Raw genomic sequence first — 19,427 nt, forward strand, 5'->3', positions numbered from 1 at the left:
TATTTAAAATTGATAGAGGATGCGGTTGAGTGAAAATTTTAGTAGTCTCACAATATTTCTGGCCTGAAACTTTCATTATCAATGAATTAGTAAAATGTCTAAGTGCCCATGGTAATCAGATTGAAGTAATGACTGGAAAACCAAATTATCCTGAAGGTGAAATATTTCAGGGGTATTCAGCTTCAGGTTGTTCAACGGAGTTATTTGAGAGTGTTAAAGTGCATCGCATCCCCATGTACCCTCGAGGAAAAAGTGCTAAAAAATTAATACTAAACTATCTTTCCTTTATTTTTAGCGGCCTTTTATATTTTCCAAAATTGATTAAGGGCAAGCAATTTGATGCCATTTTAGTTTTTGTTCCCTCGCCAATAACCGCAGTAATTCCAGCGATGTATCTCAAATGGCGACTTCGCACACATTTGGCAGTTTGGGTGCAGGATTTATGGCCGGAAAGCGTCAAAGCAACTGGCTTTACTCAAAATAAATTTCTCCTAAAAATAATAGGGTATTTAGTAAAGTGGATATACAGATCTTCTGATACATTACTTGTGCAATCCCAGGCATTTCTCCCATCGATGAGAAAATATGTCACCCAAGAAAAATTAATTTATTATCCTAATTCATATTTGGAAAAAACTACTACCGATACCAAAAGAGAAACATTGCCCAAAAATCTCCTTAACGTGCTCGAGCAAAATAGTTGTTTCGTTTTTGCAGGTAACTTTGGAAAAGCGCAAGCTTTAGAAACACTTGTGCAAGCCGCTGAACGATTACTCCACCTACCTCAATGTAAAATTATTTTGATTGGCAGTGGTAATCAGTCTGAATTTTTAAGAAAATATATTTCTGAAAAAAATTTAAAAAATGTACTGTTACCCGGCCGTTTTTCTTCCACGCTCATGCCAGAAATTTTTTCGCGAGCTACGGGTTTACTCGTTACATTAAAAAATGAGGAAATTTTCTCTTATACCATTCCAAGTAAAGTCCAGGCTTATTTAGCATCTGGGCGCCCTATAGTTGCAGCACTCAATGGGGAAGGGGCTCGTATTATCCTTGATGCAGGTGCAGGTTTTGTTTCATCAGCAGAAGATTCTACTGGGCTGGCAAAAAATATTGAACAGCTATATCATATGTCACCTACAGATCGCGAGAAACTAGGCCAAGCAGGTCGCTCGTACTTTCTTGAACATTTTGAGATGACCAAACAAAGTCAAAAACTTATCGAAATTCTTAGCAATAGAATTATTAAGAAGGAGAAAGCCTAAGTGAATGTTTTAGTTTTAGGCGTTACGGGTATGTTGGGAAGTACTGTTTTTCATACTTTTAACCAAACTGATGCAAAAGTATATGGTACATTACGGGATAGAAAAAGTGTGCAGTATTTCCCTGAGCACACACACGCCAACCTAATACCTAATATAGATGTGCTTGATATAGATACCTTATTCAGGTTATTTGAACTAATTCGCCCAGACGTTGTAATTAATTGTATTGGTCTTATCAAACAGCTTGCTGCAGCTAAAGATCCCTTATTAACACTTCCCATTAATGCTATGTTACCCCATCGCTTAGCAAAGTTCTGCGCATTATCCAATGCCCGACTAATTCATATTAGTACTGACTGTGTTTTTTCCGGACGAAAAGGTCTTTATTTGGAACAAGACGTATCTGATGCAGAAGATTTATATGGAAAATCAAAATACATAGGAGAAGTAACAGAGTTATCTCACGCGATTACCTTACGAACCTCTATTATTGGCCATGAGATAAGCAGCAATTATGCCCTGCTTGAGTGGTTTCTTTCCCAAGAGAATCAAGTAAACGGCTATACAAAAGCAATTTTTTCAGGATTTCCAACTGTTGAATTAGCTCGAATCATTCGTGATTATGTTATACCTTGTCCTGAATTACATGGTCTTTACCATGTAGCGGCATCTCCCATTAATAAATTTGATTTACTCACTTTAATAGCCGAAATTTATAAGAAAAAAATTAGAATTATTCTCGATGAGCAAATAGTTATTGATCGGTCTTTAAATGGTGAACGCTTTAGGGCAGCGACAGGTTATATCGCTCCTTCATGGCCTGAGCTGATTGAGGGCATGTATGAAACAAGAAAACTTTACGGAGCTAAGTGATGTTTTATAATAAAGTTCTGATGATTACAGGTGGCACCGGTTCATTTGGTCATACTGTTTTGAAACGTTTTTTAAAATCCGATCTTCGCGAAATACGCATATTTAGCAGAGATGAAAAAAAGCAAGAAGATATGCGTAATGAGTTAAACAATGAAAAGGTAAAATTCTATATTGGTGACGTGCGCGACTCCCAAGCAGTAGAAGATGCAATGATTGGAGTGGATTATGTATTCCATGCTGCGGCACTAAAGCAGGTACCTTCTTGTGAGTTCTATCCTATGGAGGCAGTTCGGACCAATATTCTCGGAACTGAAAATGTTTTAAATGCGGGAATAAAAAGCTCCGTGAAAAAAATAGTAGTACTCAGCACAGATAAAGCGGTTTATCCCATCAATGCAATGGGTATTTCAAAAGCTATGGCTGAAAAAATTATGGTTGCCAAGTCACGACTCATCTCTGAAAGCGGCCCTGTCATTTGTGCAACACGCTATGGTAATGTGATGGCATCACGAGGCTCCGTGATTCCACTTTTTATTGAGCAGATAAAAGAAAATCATCCATTAACTATAACTGATCCGAAAATGACTCGATTTTTAATGTCGCTCGAAGATTCCGTTGATCTAGTAATGCATGCATTCGCAAATGCGCGCCAAGGAGATATTTTTATCCAAAAATCTCCTGCCTCTACTATTGCTGACTTAGCACAAGCACTGATTGAGATTTTCAAAAGCAACAGCCAAATTAAAGTGATCGGTACGCGTCATGGTGAAAAACTCTATGAATCTCTTGTTTCCAGAGAAGAAATGGCTAAAGCAGAAGATATGGGGAAGTATTATCGTATCAGTGCAGATAATCGAGATCTTAATTATAAAAAATATTTTATAGAAGGTGAGGAAATTATTTCTACGTTTGATGATTATACATCTCATAATACGCAGCGACTCACAATACCTGAGATAAAAGACTTACTTCTTCGCCTTGATTTTATTCAGGAAGTTCTCGATGCTTAACACATCACATCAGGTGTTTAAAAATAATTTATACAGCCTGCTTTAATGATTTGGATAGAACAAAATTTTGCATGTTAATGTCATTGGAAATCGTTCACGTCCCTTATAAAGGGGCGTAGTTTTTTTGAGTTGATTCTTGGTGACTAATTCTTTTTCTTTGCTTTAGCACCAAAGTTGCTGTAAAAACTAGCCATTACCATGCTTTCTGGGCAGCACAATAAACCTATTTCCCACTCTGCTATATCCCTAAACGCATCATTTTCAGGCATTCTGTTGTGCGGTTAGTACACTGCCAGAGAATAGGCCATAGCCTTTTTTAAATCGTTTATCCTTGTGTTGAATACTACCCTGTGCCTAGACACTTTTCTCGGTTATATTTTCGATAAATTGCTTTAGCTCTGATTCAGGTGTTTTGTTTTTTGGGATAAATGCATTGCGTCGCATTTTTATCCTGCAGAGCCTGCACGAACTCAGTTACAGTATTAACTTCTTTGCCAACTAGAGCATTACCCATGGAATTTTCATCTATAATTAAATTATCGACATAAACAGAGCGTTTTTATGTATTCTCATTCAAAACCTAATCTTAATTTAGACGAATTATATGGTAAATTTCTTAATGCACATCGAAAACTTAATGGTACTGTAAGTGGACATCAAGCAGTTAATTTAGAGAGAGCTAAATCTGAATTATCTAAATTAAAACAAGTTATTCAAATTCTCGAGGATTATAAAAGCCGACCTGAAGGTGACATCTCTAAACAATTAAAAATGGCAATGAACTATCAAGATCTGGAGAAAAGGCTACAAGAAGAAAAAGAACGTTCAGATAGAGCAGAGAAAGAAGCCCAGGAAACTCCCTATGAGTTAACATTCGACGAAATGGAATTATTGTTGCGTATTTTCGGTCATGAGGGAGGAGGAATTTTGCATCTGTCTGAGGCAAGTTTTTTTGAAAAATTAAAAAATCTATCTCAGAGTACGGGAAATGATGAAATGAAAATTGTTGCTAAGCTGGGAGGAAAAGAAAAGGCTGACGAAGTAACAAAGAATATTATAAATAAAATCAAACATGCTTCCGCCAACGCCAATTGGGATGAAATAAAAAAGAAATTATCCACAGGAGTTAAGAACGTATTTGAATACAAAGAAAATCAGCAGATATACGAGACAACACTTTCGCAGAAAAACAAACTGGATACAGAAATCAAACAATTAATGAATCCCAAAACTGTGGATAGTAGAATTGGGGCTCTTAAACAAAAAAAAGAAGCGCTCTCTAGCTATATCCAGAGTATTGAAAAAATAAAAAGAGTACATGATCAATATTATACCTCTTTTACCACCAGTAAAAGCACGGAGCGTTTACAAACTGACATACAAGCTCTTAATAACAATATAAAAACGTGTCAGAAAGAGTCTAAACAAGCTAAACAGCAAGATGTTCACAAGGAGCGCCTTGAGCGTCTAAAGTCATCCAAGAAAGTGTTATCATCACTCAAAAAAAATGGTCGGTTAGAAGAGGCTATTGAACAGATAGAAAATGCTGATAAACAACAAATAAGGTCTTTTGATACCGTGTTAAAAGAGCTGGATGAAAAATTTTCTGCAAAAGAAGATAGGGAAACTTTAATTGTACCTCATGGTTTAGAGAGTAGTCATGGAACAGAGCTGCCAAAAATGAACTTGGAAAAAAATAAACAAGAGATTGCACGGCTATTAACCGAACTGGATACATTAAAAGTAGAAGGTAAAGTTATTACAAAGGAAGAAAAGAAAAAGTGGGAAGAAATAGAGCAAAGAATAGAAGAACTAGAGTACGAAAACGACACCCTTGAACCGAGTAGACCTCAGAAAACTAATGAGGAAGTAATTAGGTCTTTAAAAGAAGCGGTAAGAATAACAATAGTTCAAAGTCAAGAAAAAAGTGAAAAAACCAAAGAAACAGCGACACGCTACTTTAAAAATATAAAACAAGTAATAAAAGAATTGAGGCAAGAGCAAGAAGACACAGAAATTCAGCAGGATAATAAAGGTTTAATTAAGTAAATAACTTTAATTATTTATAACAAGCATTGTTCTAAAGCAATTCCATATGAAAAAGAGCCCCTATAAGAGCAACGAAATGGAGTTCAGATTTAACTGGATAAGATTCCTGGTTTTATTGGCTGCACTCAGCACGGTAATTTTTATTATTTTTAAGACTGAACCCTCTGATTTTTAGGTATATATCTGAGAATGTGATAATTTTTTGTAATAAAGCCAGTCCCACGAGAAAAACAATGAGTTCAATAAGGAAATAATAAAGCGTTATAGGAAAGTTAAGTTGTACAAAAAGATATGCCAAAGCGATGCCAATGATTGCATTAACCGCTTCATTTTTTACTAGAATATTTGCTAAACTTTCAATAAAGTATCCTACAAAATATAGTAAAGCCATGCCCAAAGCTACCACAAGTAAGCTTCCGCTAAAATATAGAAATGCTATGGGCCCAGGAATAGTCATAAATACAAAATTCTTATATTTTTTATAAAAAGAACCTGATATTTTTTGATAAATTGCATCATTGCCACGCCTAGGATCTTCAAACAATGCAATCTGAAATAGTTTTGTTCCGAGTCGAGGGGCACTGGAAACTGCTAAAACACCCTCAACCCCAATCCATCGATCAACAATAAGTTTATTCAATTGATTCAAGGAGTGTGCTAAAAATGGATATTTTAATAACAGGCGATTATAAGCATGCTTGGGTTTCATATAACTATATTCACGATTATACTCATTCAACTTTGAATGTGGAAAACTCCTTCGCTTAACAATAAGCTTATCAAATTCATTCAAAGATTGTGCGCAAAATTGATATCTGTGATTAGATTCATGAGGAAAATTTTTATAGCGATCTGCAAATACCGATAATAAAGTCCCTATAAATAATAGCCCTGTCACAATGATAATTCTTCTCCATTCATACTTATTAAATTTTTTATCTAAGGGGCTTACTTTATAAAAGTATAAAATAAAAGGAGCCGCCGTATACAAAATCATTTGTACTCGGCTTCCCATTGAGATTGAAGTAAACATTCCTAATACACTTAATAAATAAAACATCCAGCAAGGTTTGATTCTTTCAGATTTAATTAACCAATAAACTAAGGCTGAGATTAATATTGCATTTCCCCAAGCAACCATAAATGCAATAATTGAATAAAGATAGCTAGGAAGTTTAATTAAGGGTTCAGTGCCAATTTTTAATATTGAAAATTGATAATTAAAAAATAATAAAGCCATCGCGGCAGTAAAACTAAAAACGAGGAGCGCAAGTATGTATTTTGAGCTATTAAAAGATTGAACAACGAATTTTTCTTTTCTAGTAAAAACAGTACTAATCCAATAACAAATAAGTAAGGACACGAATGCGACATTGAGTATTAAAAGACCAACATCCCATTCTTCCGGCAAGCCACTAAACAATCCAACAGGCTCAATAAAGTTCGTATTAAAAAGAAAATGAAACATCGTTTTGAGCCAGCAACCAATAATTAAAAATGAAAAAAAGAAAAGAGGGAAGTAACCATTTTGCTTTATGAAAATAGAAACAAGCATACACGTAGTTAAGAGACCATAAATTATAAAAAGCACTTTAGAGCCAGGATAAAATAATGAGGCCATCACAGTCAAAAAAGGTGCGAATATCAGAAAGAATCCAGTGAGTAAACGAGATGCATTAATATTCATAAAGTAAGTCATAGCATGTTTCACATTATTTTTATTAAAAAAATGACAAGTGCCAATTTTTTAATTTCATAAAAATTCGAGTTTTAGATTTACCTTATTGTTTACAAAATAAAAAGACACTCTTTTATCTCATTTATTTTAGCAATCAACTCCACAAAAAAGCATGGTGACCTGAGTGTTTGCACCTTAGCATATAATCTTAAAAAAATCACTTTCTCTCAATGGCATGTTCTAATCAATATATATTGAATCACTCTTTTTTAAACTACACTTGCCATATGCTTTCCTATGAGATTTTTTCCGACCACTTATCTTTTAAAAACACGCAATAAATAACTAGCCATTTTTTTGGTCAAAAGCGCGGAAGGACTGGTAAAACCTGCTTCCATCATCCGAGAAAGAAATTTAATATAACGACCCGAGTATCCATGCATAAAACCCGATAACATTAAAGCGTTCGCTGTAGATCGCCTACGCCATTTTCTAAATTTGAAAGAAGTATCTTGATGAGAAAAAAAATCGTTCACAACCTTTAAAGGTTCATCTGCTTTAGATACAGAAGAAGGACTATATGTCGTGGAACCAGAATGGATACGAAAATCTGCTAATACTTCTGGGACTCTTAAAAATGAGCCAAGAGCACTCAAGCGTAAGTAAAAGTCCATGTCTGGAATATGTCTCAATTGAGAATTCCATCCCCCTGTCTCTAACCAAGCTTCTCTGCGAAATAAAGCACCAGGGCCCGGCAAACATTCAAAATCTGCAATAACTAATTTTAGATCATAATCTTTAGCTTTTATAGAACGAACATAATTTGAATTTTCATCAATGATACAAAAATCTGGGTAGATCATCACTATTTCAGGATGAGCTAAAAGCTCAGTGACTAATTGACTAATTGCCTCAGGATGCAACCGATCATCAGCACTCAAATAACCAAGTATAGAACCTGAACTTTGCTCCCACCCAAAGTTCATTGCGGCACTTTGGCCTGCATTTTTTTGCGAAAAAAACGTGAACTTTTCTTGGTTTTGAATAAGTAATTGTTTGGTGTTATCTGTGGAACCATCATTCACAACAATCAATTCAATAGGTGAATAAGTTTGTTGCAATACACTATTAATCGCTTCCATCACATATTTTTCTGCATTGTAGGCAGGTATTACTAAAGAAACTAAAGGATTACTTGAACCCTTGTTGTGCATAACAGCTCCTAATTTTAAAATAATCAAAAACTTAATTTTAAATTGGACTTAATCTACTAAACATTTTTAGCGGATTTTAGGACCAGCATTTCAACTTATCCAATACTTCAATCAGTCTGAATGCAAAAATTAAAAAATTTTTTGAATTTTTCACCATTTTCTAAATCTGAGCCAATTCTCCCTGATTTTTACTGGCAGAAATCTTTGATTTAAAGCTAATGTATTGACGACTATTAATAGAGCTTAATGTCGCTATCCCGCCCGAAAAAATTATGAAGTAAAAAGGCATCCAAATTACAGGACGTTGGTAAAAACTGAGAAAAAACAGGAAAACAAAAGCAAAAATATGGCCAATATGATTTCTGTTTGCGAATAAGTAAGCATAGTAAAAAAATAAGCTAACTAGGAGAAAAAATCCAATAACTCCATAATTGGTGAATACAATTTTCCAGATGGCCCTGCTTTCTCCGCCATATACATCACTGGCATCGCTAGCAATACCAAATAGAATTGTTTTGAGATCGCTATGTAAATATTTAATGAAAAGAGTATTCATTTCAGTGCTAGAACGATCATCAAATACAGAAGTCCGTAAAGCACCACGTACTTTAATGAACTTAGCCATTTTGTTTTTTAGTAAATCACTTTCTTTTTCTTCATTATGCAAAGAAATTATTGAAACGCTTTCATTTCCATCGACCCTAAGCAGACCACTTTTCTTGCTTTGATTCACATGGTTTCCCCCCAAACCTATTCCTAAAGTTATCTGGACTCCCAAAGCGATAAACAATCCATAAATGATAAAACTATAACGCTTATTTAATAAGCTAAAAAAACAAAAACCCACTATAAACAGAATAAAAAATGCCATTGAAAAAGATAAAAACCCTGCTATAAACAGTAATCTTGCGGAAACTTTTTTCATTTGAAAACCTTCGGCTGCCAATAACAATGCCGCAATAGTTCCTACTGTTCCTGGTTCACCCCAAATTCCACATAATCTAGAAAGGAACCCACCGTTTGGCAACCAAATACTATTATTATTAAGAAACATCGCCCCAGGAAAATACAAATAAAAAACCCCTCTTTTTGCAAAAGTTTCTATAGGAGTTGGTATTATTGAAAATTTAGGCGAAAAACCTAGTGCCATCAAACAAGAAAGAATCATTCCTGGCACTAAGCTTAAAAGAAAAACCCAATAAAAAGTTTTAAATACCTGTTTTTGAAGTGTTTCAGGGAGAGTAAAATAAGCCACAATAAAAGGAGTTAAAAATATCCAGCGCACATGTTGATGATTTACCTTTGGTAAAATAGTTAGGTACATCAGGAAAATCAAACAAATACAAATAAATAATATAGATTTTTTTTGTATCAATTTATAATGATCTTTAATGTAACCAAGGTAAGCAAAACACAATATGAGTGTGCTTATTAGATAATAAACTTTACTATGGTTCCAAATAAAAAAAGGCTGTATGGAAATTAATCCTACCAATGTAAGGCTTGCTATTAAGAAATTAGAAAAATTTAAAACACTTCCGAGATGTCCTTTCTGATCTCTTTGTATAAGACAAGAAATCATGCCCTATCCCCCATAAAATGTACTGTTCACATAATGGCGTAACTTACGTAGCATGGATGAAGACCCCGTAGGCAGGAAACTCGTGTCCACTTTGTTTCACCTAAGCTACTTAAAGCTCATCAAAAACAATAAATTTTCTTTATTAAACTTGTTTAAGTACAGCAAATTTATAGTTTTTATTTTTCCATTTAAAATAAAACACGGCAATAACTCCCATGAGAAACCAATAAACCAAATAAGTTAAAGCAAACGCATAGGTTACACCTATCAATCCATAATATCTAGAGAATGAATAACTCAATCCAATAAATATTAAACTTAAAAGAATTTCGGTGATAATATATGTTTTTGTCCAGGTTTTTGCTAAAAGTAAGTAAGTAAACAACCAACTTGCAATCCGAAAAAAATCACCCAGAAGCTGATAAGAAAACAATTGAGTAGCAGGTACAAATGTTTTGCTGTAGAGAAGATTGATGATGATGTCTCGGCAAAGATAAATAAGCACTAAAATGAGTCCAACAAGAGGCATTAATATTCGGTAAGTTTGAGCAATTTCTTGTTTTAATGCTGCTGGGTCCTGCAGCTCTGATAACCGAGGTAAGTAATAAGCGGTTAATGCGGTAGTTACAAACATCAAGTAAGCATCTGATAATCGTACAACTGCCTGCCAATATCCTACAGAATCCCAACCAAACAAAGTACTTAAATCATTGCGCACCACGATTTGCGCAAGCGGGACAGTCAAAGTACTTATAGTAGTCATAAACGAATAACGCACTAAATTAACAAAATGGGACTTGTCTGTTCTCCTAAAAAACAAAAGCGAGAACCATTCCTTTCTATGCACAAATGCCAATGAAATTATAATTGCTAATGCCTGAGCTAAAACAAAAGAAAATAGAGTACCTTTTAATTGATAAAAAACTGCCCCTGCTCCTATTATCACGAAACTCAGTAAGCTACTGATAACCGTAATGCTTACAAGCAGTCTAATTTGACCAAAGCCATTTATGATAGAGCAAAACAATAAATGCATCGCGATAAATACCTGTGAAATAGCCATCCATTGTATGAGATAAGCAAATTCAGTGGAGCCCAAAATCCACTCAGCTAAAGCTTTGCTGTAGGTAAGGCCTGCGAACATTGTTACAACAGAAAAGAACAAGGTATAAAAAGTTGCTGTTGGCAAAAAATCGCGAAATTTACTGGTGTTAGCATATTCCGCCACATATTTGATAACCCCTAAAGAAATACCGCCACCAGCAATAGTAGCAAAAATATTAGCTAGAGCCATAAATTGGCCTAATAGCGCTACTCCTTCCGGTCCTGTATACAGCGCAACAATTTTTAGACTCAGCATCCCTGTTAAAATTTTTACTAGAGTTGATACGCTAGAAAGAAAGGATGTTTGCAATAATTTACTATAATTGTTCATGAAATTTTACGACTTTTTATGCTCTGATTTTTTTTTCATCTCAGATTGTGGCATTAAAGCTATTCCCCGATCAAATGGTTTGTCTGTGTGTTTGTCACTGCGTAAATAAACAAATTGCATTCCAGGATCATATGAAAATGAGTTTTTTTGTCTTGTTACAATATTTCTCAGTAAATAATCGATAGGTAGTTGGATGTTATTATAATTCGCCTCCTCAAAAGGACTTTTTACTGCAAAAAAAGTATTGTAAGTCTTAATAAGATTATCTGCAGTAAAATAATATCTTTTCTTTGCACTTGGTTTGGGCATACGTAAACCATGATCCCCATGAATAACAATTGTGCTATCTTGCGCTGCGGGATTTTTAGCAAGTGTCTGAAGAAATTCAGCCATCATTTTATGTGTGCATTTCACTTGCTCGAGGTAAGTAGTCACTGATTTCCCACGGTCACCCAAGTATTCACAATGTGCACCAAAAACATATGGGTAATGTGGCATTAATAAATGAATAAAATATGCATTTCCTTTTTCGACCTCATTAGCTAATTTCAGAACTTCTGGAAATGTTCTATAAGTTGCTGTAGATGCTTCAATAATAGTTCGTTTTTTACTGTCGTGAAATATCAAAGAAAATAGCTTGTTACTAAATTTTTCAAATAAAGGCACTACAGAAAAAATATTACTAATTATGTCAAGTGACTTTTCTTTGATATTAACAATTGGGTAGGGAATTGGTGCAGAATAATTGTAGGTACTGCATTTTTTTAAGTTAATTCTTTCTGTTTGTTCGCATAAATTTACAAATGTGCTTTGCAATACATTAATCTCATATCCTTGCTTGCTTAAGGTCTCAAATAGTTTATTTCTAGTGATCGCATTTTTACCCTCTTTGGTCATTATATAATTGTCCAGCTCAGCGAGCGGTTTAAAATTTAGAAAGCTCGCAAATGAAGAGAGTGTCTGGAAATCACGACTATAGGCATAACCATAAACAGCAAAGCCTTTTCTAACATAATCATTGATTAAATCTTTGGAAAAATAGTGTGTGTCTTTTTCCAAAATCGAACCCGCTTGGATACCAATTTGCTCATCTAAAACAACCTCAATATAAGGTGGTAATTTGGAGTTAGATTTTTGTGGTGCAGTTTGAAATTTTGTAACTGAGAGAAGTGGTGATTGTGCTGTAAAAAAAGCACCAATCCAAAACACTGAAAACATGATGAGAAGCACTTTGTCGAGCTTTTCACGGATGCAATAGAGCAGAGCAGTTAGACCAATTAAAAATAGAGGTACAATATAACGATATTTTAACCCTAAGGGCAGGATGGGTAATACTTTAATTTGGCTTAATAGAAAAAGAACAAGTACTCCTGACACCGTGATTAATCGTAATAGCGTTCCCCCCAAAGCCATTAAAACTCCTGGAATCAATCCCAAAAGAACTAATAATAAATAAGATAGGAGTACCTCTGGGTTCGTGATATTGATCCCATTATGTCTTATAAAGGCACTACATAAAGCAGTAAAAAACAGGGGGGTTACAAAGAGATAACGCCAATTTTTTTTCAATCGATGTAACATACTATTTGCCTATTTTTTTCATGAGAAAAAGTGTGCGACATGTTTCTTGAATGGCTTTTTCTTCCAGAATAGTGTAATGCTCGGAAAAGATCTTTTTAAAAGACTCTATATGATAATGTGGGAAAATATCTGTCCTACTAGCCAAGAGACGCTGAACTTGGGAGTCTTCTTTCGGTACAAATTCAATCAGTAAATAGTCACCCAATTGAGAAAAATAATCCGCAATACGAGAAAGAGGAACATTGTTAGAAATGGCTAGGTGATGTATTAAGGCCAATGCCATAATTAAATCGACCTGCCCTCCTCTTTCCAGCAAACCATCGCGTTCATTTTGTTGCCATCCAAGGCTTGTACTTGGGTTAGTTAAATCTTGTAAAAGTGGTAAAAGCGCTTGACTCTTATCTTGCTTTATCTTTTGATAATTTGTCTCGACTGCCATGGGATCAATATCAAAGCAAACGACGTTTGCTCCTGCATCTGCAACAATTCTGCTGTAATAACCAGTATTGCCGCCTAAATCCCAGACAGAGCGTGCTTTTGAATGGATAAAAAACTCTTTCACCATTTCAGCTTTGTGTTTTGTAGCATCATTGGAGTAATTGGTTTGATTATAATAATCCCCCCATTCAGTTTTTATAGGCGACCAGGTTAATTTTTTGACTAAAGAGCTTAAGTTATCAAGTAAACCCAGTAAACTGAGCTTAGAAACCTTAAGATTCGGCTTTCCTTTTATAGTAATCGTGTCACTGTATTTTTTCTGAATTTTTGCGTGTGCGTGAATGTGTGCAAAAATTGAAAAAGAAAATTTACTTTTAAAAGGTAATAACTTACTCGCCAAATCAAGCGGAATTCCATCAATATGCTGTTGAGAGAGCCTACCCATACGAACATCAACTTTTGCCATCAACAGCAAGGGGGCTAAAAAGTGTCGACAGAATTGATTGTAAGCGACCCAAGGCTTACCTTCTTCATAACATGCAAAAGAAGAAGTATCTATAAGGATGGGTTTCCCACGATAAAATTGAATATTATGAGCGCTTGCATCTTTTAGAATCATTCCATATTCAATAGCAATCTTGGCAATTTCAAGAGTAAGTAACGTGGCGTCTTTTAACTGCGAAAAAGACCACTCATAACAATATGAGATAAATCCAATTTTTTCTGGTTTTAATACTGCTTGCCCTTGTTCATTAAGTGCAAACTCGAATGAAACTTCTTGGTGAGGAATCAAATATCCTTTAGATTGAAGTTTTTCATATAATCCTGAAACCATAAGATGTCGATAGTCCAAAATTCCAGCCTTATTAATTTGCCGATATATTTCACCATTTATCTTATAGACTTGACCACTTGGATCACGGAACGAGGAGTGATGAACTTCTACTCCATTGGCATGGAGATTATTTTTGTCGGCCATCATTTTCATCTTCTATTTTTTCCCTCTTAGAAAACAATTTAGCCTTCAGCTTATGCCAATAAGTCTTTAATATAAAAAGCCCGCCTGTAATCGCTGCAATGGTGGACTGAATCACTAAACTACCTGTACCCGGATCTAGATATGCATAAGCATTAGAGATCCAAATAAAAGAAAAAAGTGCGGTAACAATATACTTCATACTTTTGAGATCCTGTTTTGCCATAGATTAGAAAGAAAAATGTTCTCAATGATAACATTGAATACATTATAAATCTTCTATTTCATAATAAACATAACAAACGAGTTGATTTAAATTAAAATGAGGACAAGTTGATATAACCTAATATTTTTTAAAAGATTTTGGTGATTCATACTGCTCTGCACTAATTAGTTTAAAAAATTTTGATCTGAAATACAGATGCTTCACCGATGCAAATATTTTGTGGCGAGAATGCTGGTGCGGATGTATATTATTGCTGCTCAATATTTTCAGAACACCAAATGTTACAGGAAAGAGAATATGCACGCTTTTAGGAATGATATAAATGGTTTAAGAGCATGGGCAGTGATTGCCGTTATTTTTTTCCATTTCCAGTTATTTAAATTTACTGGTGGTTTTGCTGGTGTCGATGTTTTTTTCGTCATATCAGGGTTTTTAATGACGAAGATAATAACAGATGATTTATTTAATTCTAATAATACATTCTCTTCTATTCTATTAAGATTTTATCTTTTGCGCGCGAGGAGGATTATACCCTCATTATTCGTTTTATGTGTGATTTTAGTTGCCCTTGGGTACTATGTACTTCCAGCCCATCAATACAATCAACTAAGCAAACATATCATAAGTGCCCTTGGTTTTTTTTCAAATTTTGAATTTCTTAATGAAACTGGATATTTTGACGCTTTAGCTAATACAAAATGGTTACTTCACACTTGGTCATTGTCTATAGAATGGCAATTTTATTTGGTTTTACCTATTATATTAATTGTTGCATACAAAATATATCCGAAAGGTTTTTTTATTAAATTGATACTGTCTCTGTGTGCAATATTGTCTTTGTTGTATTCAGTCATAATAACAAAATACAGTCCAGAGTTTTCCTTCTATATGTTGCCAACCAGAGCGTGGGAAATGCTTATGGGTGGGTGTATTTATCTGTATCTGGATAATTTTTCTTTTAAAGAACGCATGGCAAAATGCATGGAATACTCTGGATTTTTATTGATAATTGCGTCATTTTTTATATTCACAACAGAGAGTGTATGGCCTGGCTGGTTGGCAACTATCCCTGTTATAGGGACAACTTTAATCATTACGGCTAAAAGGAACAATAGCATATTAACATCAAACAGACTGTTCCAATATCTTGGTCGTATTTCATATTCTTTGTATTTGTATCACTGGCCTGTTTATGTTTTTCTTGTTTATTTTGAAATGACTCAGAATACTATATATATAGTAATAGCACTTATTTTTACACTGATTTGTGCTCATCTCTCGTATTTATTTATAGAGACACCAAGTAAATATTTATTTAGCAAAAAGACATATTATACATCACTTATAACAATCATTTTTCCTATATGCATATTCTTAATTATCCCATTGTATATAATTTCACAAGAAGGATTTGTTAGTACATTAGCCTTCCAGGTACAAAAAATTTCAGCAGAAGCAAAGAATAAAAATCCAAGAGAACAACAGTGCGGTCATTTAAACATAAATAACCCGGAAAAACCTAAAGAATGCACTTATGGTGGGAAAGACTTAGGCATTATTTTGTTGGGTGATAGCCATGCATCCGCTGTGGTTTTGGCACTTGAAAAGGCTCTCCCTAATAAGAATTTGCATGTCTTGGATTGGTCTATTTTGGCATGTCCAGCTGCTTTAAGATATACTAGTGGGCCTGAGACATATAAAAAATGCGCCATTAGCAATCAGTTTTTTTTGAAAAAGAGCAAAAATATTCCCTCCAATATCCCACTATTGATGGTTAATTTTGCAAATCATGAGGACAGGATGGAGCTTGCATGTGAAATGGCAAAAGATAGACCTGTATATTTGCTAAGACCTACTCCTGTTATGCCTGTGCATGTTCCAGATACCATGGCTAAAAATATATTAAGAAAAAAGCGTGATATTCGAATCAAAATAGATGCTCGTAAATTTGATAAATACTCTGAAAAAAGTATCGAGCTTCAAAATAAAACAGCTAAAACATGTGGAGTTAAAATATTAGAAGTCACTCCCTATTTGTGTAAAAGAAAATATTGTTACGGGGATTTGAATGGCCTACCGATATATTATGATGCACATCATTTAAATTTACGAGGGGCTGATTTATTGATACCCGAGTTTAATAAAATATTTAAAAGTCAATCTAAAAAAGTGCTAGCTTCGTCTATTGATCTTGTCCCGAAAAATCGGGCACATTAGATCTCTTTCAAAACCTATAAAAATGGATCAAAGCATGAGTTTTAATCAGAAGTAGCCTTCAAGGTTAGATTGAGAAACAGTAAAGAGCTTGTCATAAGGGTGAATTTCGACGTGCTAACAGAGGCTCCTAATCCTACTCCGTTAAAAATAAGCGCCATGCTTTTTTTTGGTTGAAATTGGTTTTAGCTGCTTTTCTTAAGTACTCTATAGGTTGTTCAACAAAATAGTAAACGATGCCACCTACCCCAATGGCAGATACAAAAGCAGCAAGCATGGCAAAAATTTGATTAGGCCAGATCTGTATGTATTTCATCAAAACAAGCCAATGAAAAAGATAAATGGAATAACTCCATTTTCCTATCATCCTGAAAAAATAAGTACTGAGAATTTTTCCCCAAAAACCTTTTCCTTGTAGGTTGTAAACGATAAAAATAGCCCATAAAAAGCCGAAATAGACAAATTGATTAGCTAGGCTTAAATCATACGGAATCTTGAAAAAATACTTTTTTGTAATCGGTAAAGAAATTAAACAGGCTATGATCGTTGCCAACCCTAGCCAATTGGCACTAACTGGGGTTACGTATTGCTTCAAACGATCATAAATAGCAGCAAAAAAAACTCCCGTCGTAAAGGGTGTAAAATAGTGATTTACGTGAATTGAATTAATGGGAGTAAGCCAGTAAGGCCAAAAAAATTGCTCAAGTAAAATTAAAATTATAAATAAAAGAATTAGGATCGATGGATTATTGTTCTTTGATAATTTAATAAATAGATAAGCTAATAAAGGCAGGTAGAAATAAAATTTGAATTCAACAGGAATAGTCCATAAATGCGAAAATCCCTGCTTTAAGAAAAGAGCCTCTTCAACATTTTTCCAGGAATGAATGTCCGTAGTCCCCAGAAATTTATAAATCACTAATGCAAACAAATAAAGCGGAATGATTCGTAAAAAACGGCTAACTCCATAATGAAACAGTTGCGCAGAACTAAAGCCCGTGGTTTTAAATCTCGTTGTTAATAAAAATGCGCTTAATATAAAAAACAACCATACCCCAATTTTTCCACTACCAGCTAAATAAGGTGATAAATTGCTAAAAAACATGGTGGTAGCATGCGTGATTAATACAATAAGACATGCTAATCCTCTTATACCGTCTGCACAGACAAAATAGGTGGAGTCAGAAGTAAATAATGTATTTTTGTTCACAATTCATACCGAAAAATAAAATGCTATTTTGACCATACTACTCGATTAATATAATCAACATAACTTAATACAATTCGAATAATTTTTTTAGAGACCCACCCTCCCTCATAATCCGAAATTACTTTAAAAGTTCTAGAATTACGATTATGTTGCGCCGTTACAATACGCACTGCATCTAGGACACTAGCTGATTCAAGCCCACACATGATTAACGTACTTTCATCCATACCTTCCGGGCGTTCATGAGTATTACGAATAGTCACCGCAGGAAGGTTAAGAAGAGAGGCTTCTTCTGTAATTGTGCCGCTATCTGATAAAATGCAAAAAGCCTCCATCTGCAATTTAATATAATCTAGGAAACCAAAGGGCTTCAAAAAACGAATGCGAGAATCCAATTGAGTCACATTAAGTGCTTCCAAGCGTTTTCTTGTTCTGGGATGCGTAGAAACAACGATAGGCATATTATATTCTTTTGCTAAAGAGTGTAGTGTTTCCAGCAAATTTTGCAGATTTGAGGGGACATCTACATTTTCTTCGCGGTGATTGCTCACTAAGAAATATCTTTGGGATTGCAAATTGAGCTGCTCTAATATATTTGATGATAAAATCTTGGGCATGAAATGATTCAACACTTCCTGCATATGTGAGCCTGTTTTAATAATTCTTTCTGCAGAAATACCTTCATTAATTAGGTATTGACGCGCATGCTCTGATAATACCAGATTGATATCACTCAAATGATCCAACACCTTACGATTTAACTCTTCCGGAACTCGTTGATCAAAACAACGGTTGCCTGCCTCCATGTGAAATACCGGAATTTTGCGGCGCTTGGCAGGAATTACAGATAAACAAGAATTGGTATCGCCATAAAGAAGAAGCGCATCAGGTTTTTCAATTTCCAAGACCTCATCTGCTTTTTCAATAATGCGCGCGATTGCCTGTGCTGCTGTATCTCCTATCGCTTCCAGAAAATAGTCAGGCTTACGAATTTCCAAATCATCAAAAAAAATTTGGTTCAGTTCGTAATCAAAATTTTGCCCAGTATGAACCAGAACATGGTGAGTATACTTATCAAATTCAGCAATGACACGAGACATCTTGATCAGTTCAGGTCGCGTACCTATGATTGTCATTACTTTCAGCATTTGGTATATCCTCAGTTCCAGCAAGGAATGTAAATTTATCACAAAATAAATAGCAATAACAGTAACTGATTAGAACACCTAGCGTAGATACTCAGCACTTAAGGCAAATGGTTTTATTAGCTCTAAGCGAATTTGGTAACTATTATGAATCACGGAAGCTTTTTATCATATTTCAAGTTGATTTATGACGTACGTTATAAAACGAGAAATAAGCTCAATTAGCTCTATTCGATTACCTTGAAGTATTTTACAATCGGCAAATGTATCCATTCAGTTTTAGGGTTTCAAACCCCCTAATACTTTGGAGAATGATTGCATAATAGTTGGTTTCTGGTTTTTCGAGGGCAGGATTATTCTCGATGAATCAAGGCTAAATTAGGGAGTATGACAATCCATCCGTAACGTCCCGTGACTTGTTCGCGGGATCCGGGATATGGAGAATAAGGCTGAAATGTCTGGTTATTAATGAGATCAATCATGGATCCTTTTAATATAGTAGTACAGTCTCAGTAATTTAACTGGAGAAAA

At 34.7% G+C, this 19,427-nt stretch carries 15 protein-coding genes; 5 read left to right on the forward strand and 10 right to left on the reverse strand.

What is annotated here, in order from left to right; translation table 11 throughout:
• Positions 1 to 29 precede the first annotated feature (29 nt).
• The 4 genes from Ltuc_RS00375 (at position 30) to Ltuc_RS00390 (ending at position 5,197) form a co-directional block, all read left to right on the forward strand.
• Positions 30 to 1,265 carry a glycosyltransferase family 4 protein gene (locus Ltuc_RS00375; RefSeq protein WP_058519391.1) on the forward strand — a complete coding sequence of 412 codons (1,236 nt, stop codon included), beginning with the start codon at positions 30 to 32 and terminating at the stop codon, positions 1,263 to 1,265.
• Positions 1,266 to 2,138, forward strand: coding sequence for a dTDP-4-dehydrorhamnose reductase family protein (locus tag Ltuc_RS00380; RefSeq protein WP_058519392.1), 873 nt, complete (start codon positions 1,266 to 1,268; stop codon positions 2,136 to 2,138).
• Complete coding sequence (locus Ltuc_RS00385; protein ID WP_058519393.1) at positions 2,138 to 3,148, forward strand: SDR family NAD(P)-dependent oxidoreductase; 1,011 nt, start codon at positions 2,138 to 2,140, stop codon at positions 3,146 to 3,148. The genes Ltuc_RS00380 and Ltuc_RS00385 overlap by 1 nt, the downstream gene beginning before the upstream one ends.
• 561 nt (positions 3,149 to 3,709) lie before the next feature.
• Positions 3,710 to 5,197, forward strand: a complete 1,488-nt coding sequence (locus Ltuc_RS00390; RefSeq protein WP_058519394.1) for a V-type ATP synthase subunit I domain-containing protein — start codon at positions 3,710 to 3,712, stop codon at positions 5,195 to 5,197.
• Between the two features lie 112 nt (positions 5,198 to 5,309).
• Here the strand turns inward: Ltuc_RS00390 and Ltuc_RS00395 are convergent, their stop codons facing one another.
• The 7 genes from Ltuc_RS00395 to Ltuc_RS00425 all read right to left on the reverse strand — a co-directional run bounded on the left by Ltuc_RS00395 (position 5,310) and on the right by Ltuc_RS00425 (position 14,303).
• Positions 5,310 to 6,884 (reverse strand): hypothetical protein, encoded by a 1,575-nt coding sequence (locus tag Ltuc_RS00395; protein ID WP_133138331.1) that lies wholly within the window; start codon positions 6,882 to 6,884, stop codon positions 5,310 to 5,312.
• Positions 6,885 to 7,192: 308 nt separating this feature from the next.
• A complete protein-coding gene (locus tag Ltuc_RS00400) occupies positions 7,193 to 8,089 on the reverse strand; it encodes a glycosyltransferase (protein WP_058519395.1) in 897 nt (298 codons plus the stop codon).
• 160 nt (positions 8,090 to 8,249) lie between these two features.
• Positions 8,250 to 9,143 (reverse strand): hypothetical protein, encoded by an 894-nt coding sequence (locus Ltuc_RS15205; protein WP_133138332.1) that lies wholly within the window; start codon positions 9,141 to 9,143, stop codon positions 8,250 to 8,252.
• Between the two features lie 670 nt (positions 9,144 to 9,813).
• Positions 9,814 to 11,106 carry an O-antigen translocase gene (locus Ltuc_RS00410; RefSeq protein ID WP_058519397.1) on the reverse strand — a complete coding sequence of 431 codons (1,293 nt, stop codon included), beginning with the start codon at positions 11,104 to 11,106 and terminating at the stop codon, positions 9,814 to 9,816.
• Positions 11,107 to 11,112: 6 nt separating this feature from the next.
• The gene (locus Ltuc_RS00415) at positions 11,113 to 12,687 is read right to left on the reverse strand and encodes a sulfatase-like hydrolase/transferase (protein WP_058519398.1); all 1,575 of its coding nucleotides are present in this window, start codon (positions 12,685 to 12,687) and stop codon (positions 11,113 to 11,115) included.
• A gap of 1 nt (position 12,688) precedes the next feature.
• Positions 12,689 to 14,107 carry a class I SAM-dependent methyltransferase gene (locus Ltuc_RS00420; RefSeq protein ID WP_202972323.1) on the reverse strand — a complete coding sequence of 473 codons (1,419 nt, stop codon included), beginning with the start codon at positions 14,105 to 14,107 and terminating at the stop codon, positions 12,689 to 12,691.
• On the reverse strand, positions 14,088 to 14,303 hold the full coding sequence (locus tag Ltuc_RS00425; protein WP_065236219.1) for a hypothetical protein: 216 nt from the start codon (positions 14,301 to 14,303) through the stop codon (positions 14,088 to 14,090). Before Ltuc_RS00425 ends, Ltuc_RS00420 begins: the two co-directional genes overlap by 20 nt.
• Positions 14,304 to 14,624: 321 nt before the next feature.
• Between Ltuc_RS00425 and Ltuc_RS00430 the strand changes: the two genes are divergently transcribed.
• Positions 14,625 to 16,544, forward strand: coding sequence for an acyltransferase family protein (locus tag Ltuc_RS00430; RefSeq protein ID WP_058519400.1), 1,920 nt, complete (start codon positions 14,625 to 14,627; stop codon positions 16,542 to 16,544).
• Between the two features lie 133 nt (positions 16,545 to 16,677).
• Here Ltuc_RS00430 and Ltuc_RS00435 read toward each other — a convergent pair whose 3' ends face one another.
• The 3 genes from Ltuc_RS00435 to Ltuc_RS15755 form a co-directional block, all read right to left on the reverse strand.
• Positions 16,678 to 17,751 (reverse strand): acyltransferase family protein, encoded by a 1,074-nt coding sequence (locus Ltuc_RS00435; RefSeq protein ID WP_058519401.1) that lies wholly within the window; start codon positions 17,749 to 17,751, stop codon positions 16,678 to 16,680.
• A gap of 23 nt (positions 17,752 to 17,774) precedes the next feature.
• Positions 17,775 to 18,899 (reverse strand): non-hydrolyzing UDP-N-acetylglucosamine 2-epimerase, encoded by a 1,125-nt coding sequence (gene wecB, locus Ltuc_RS00440; RefSeq protein WP_058519402.1) that lies wholly within the window; start codon positions 18,897 to 18,899, stop codon positions 17,775 to 17,777.
• A 350-nt stretch (positions 18,900 to 19,249) separates the two neighbouring features.
• Positions 19,250 to 19,378: a hypothetical protein gene (locus Ltuc_RS15755; protein WP_274519399.1), complete on the reverse strand. Its 129-nt coding sequence runs from the start codon at positions 19,376 to 19,378 to the stop codon at positions 19,250 to 19,252.
• Positions 19,379 to 19,427 lie beyond the last annotated feature (49 nt).

Origin of the sequence: Legionella tucsonensis (assembly GCF_001468035.1) — a bacterium.
Taxonomy (GTDB): Bacteria; Pseudomonadota; Gammaproteobacteria; order Legionellales; family Legionellaceae; genus Legionella; species Legionella tucsonensis.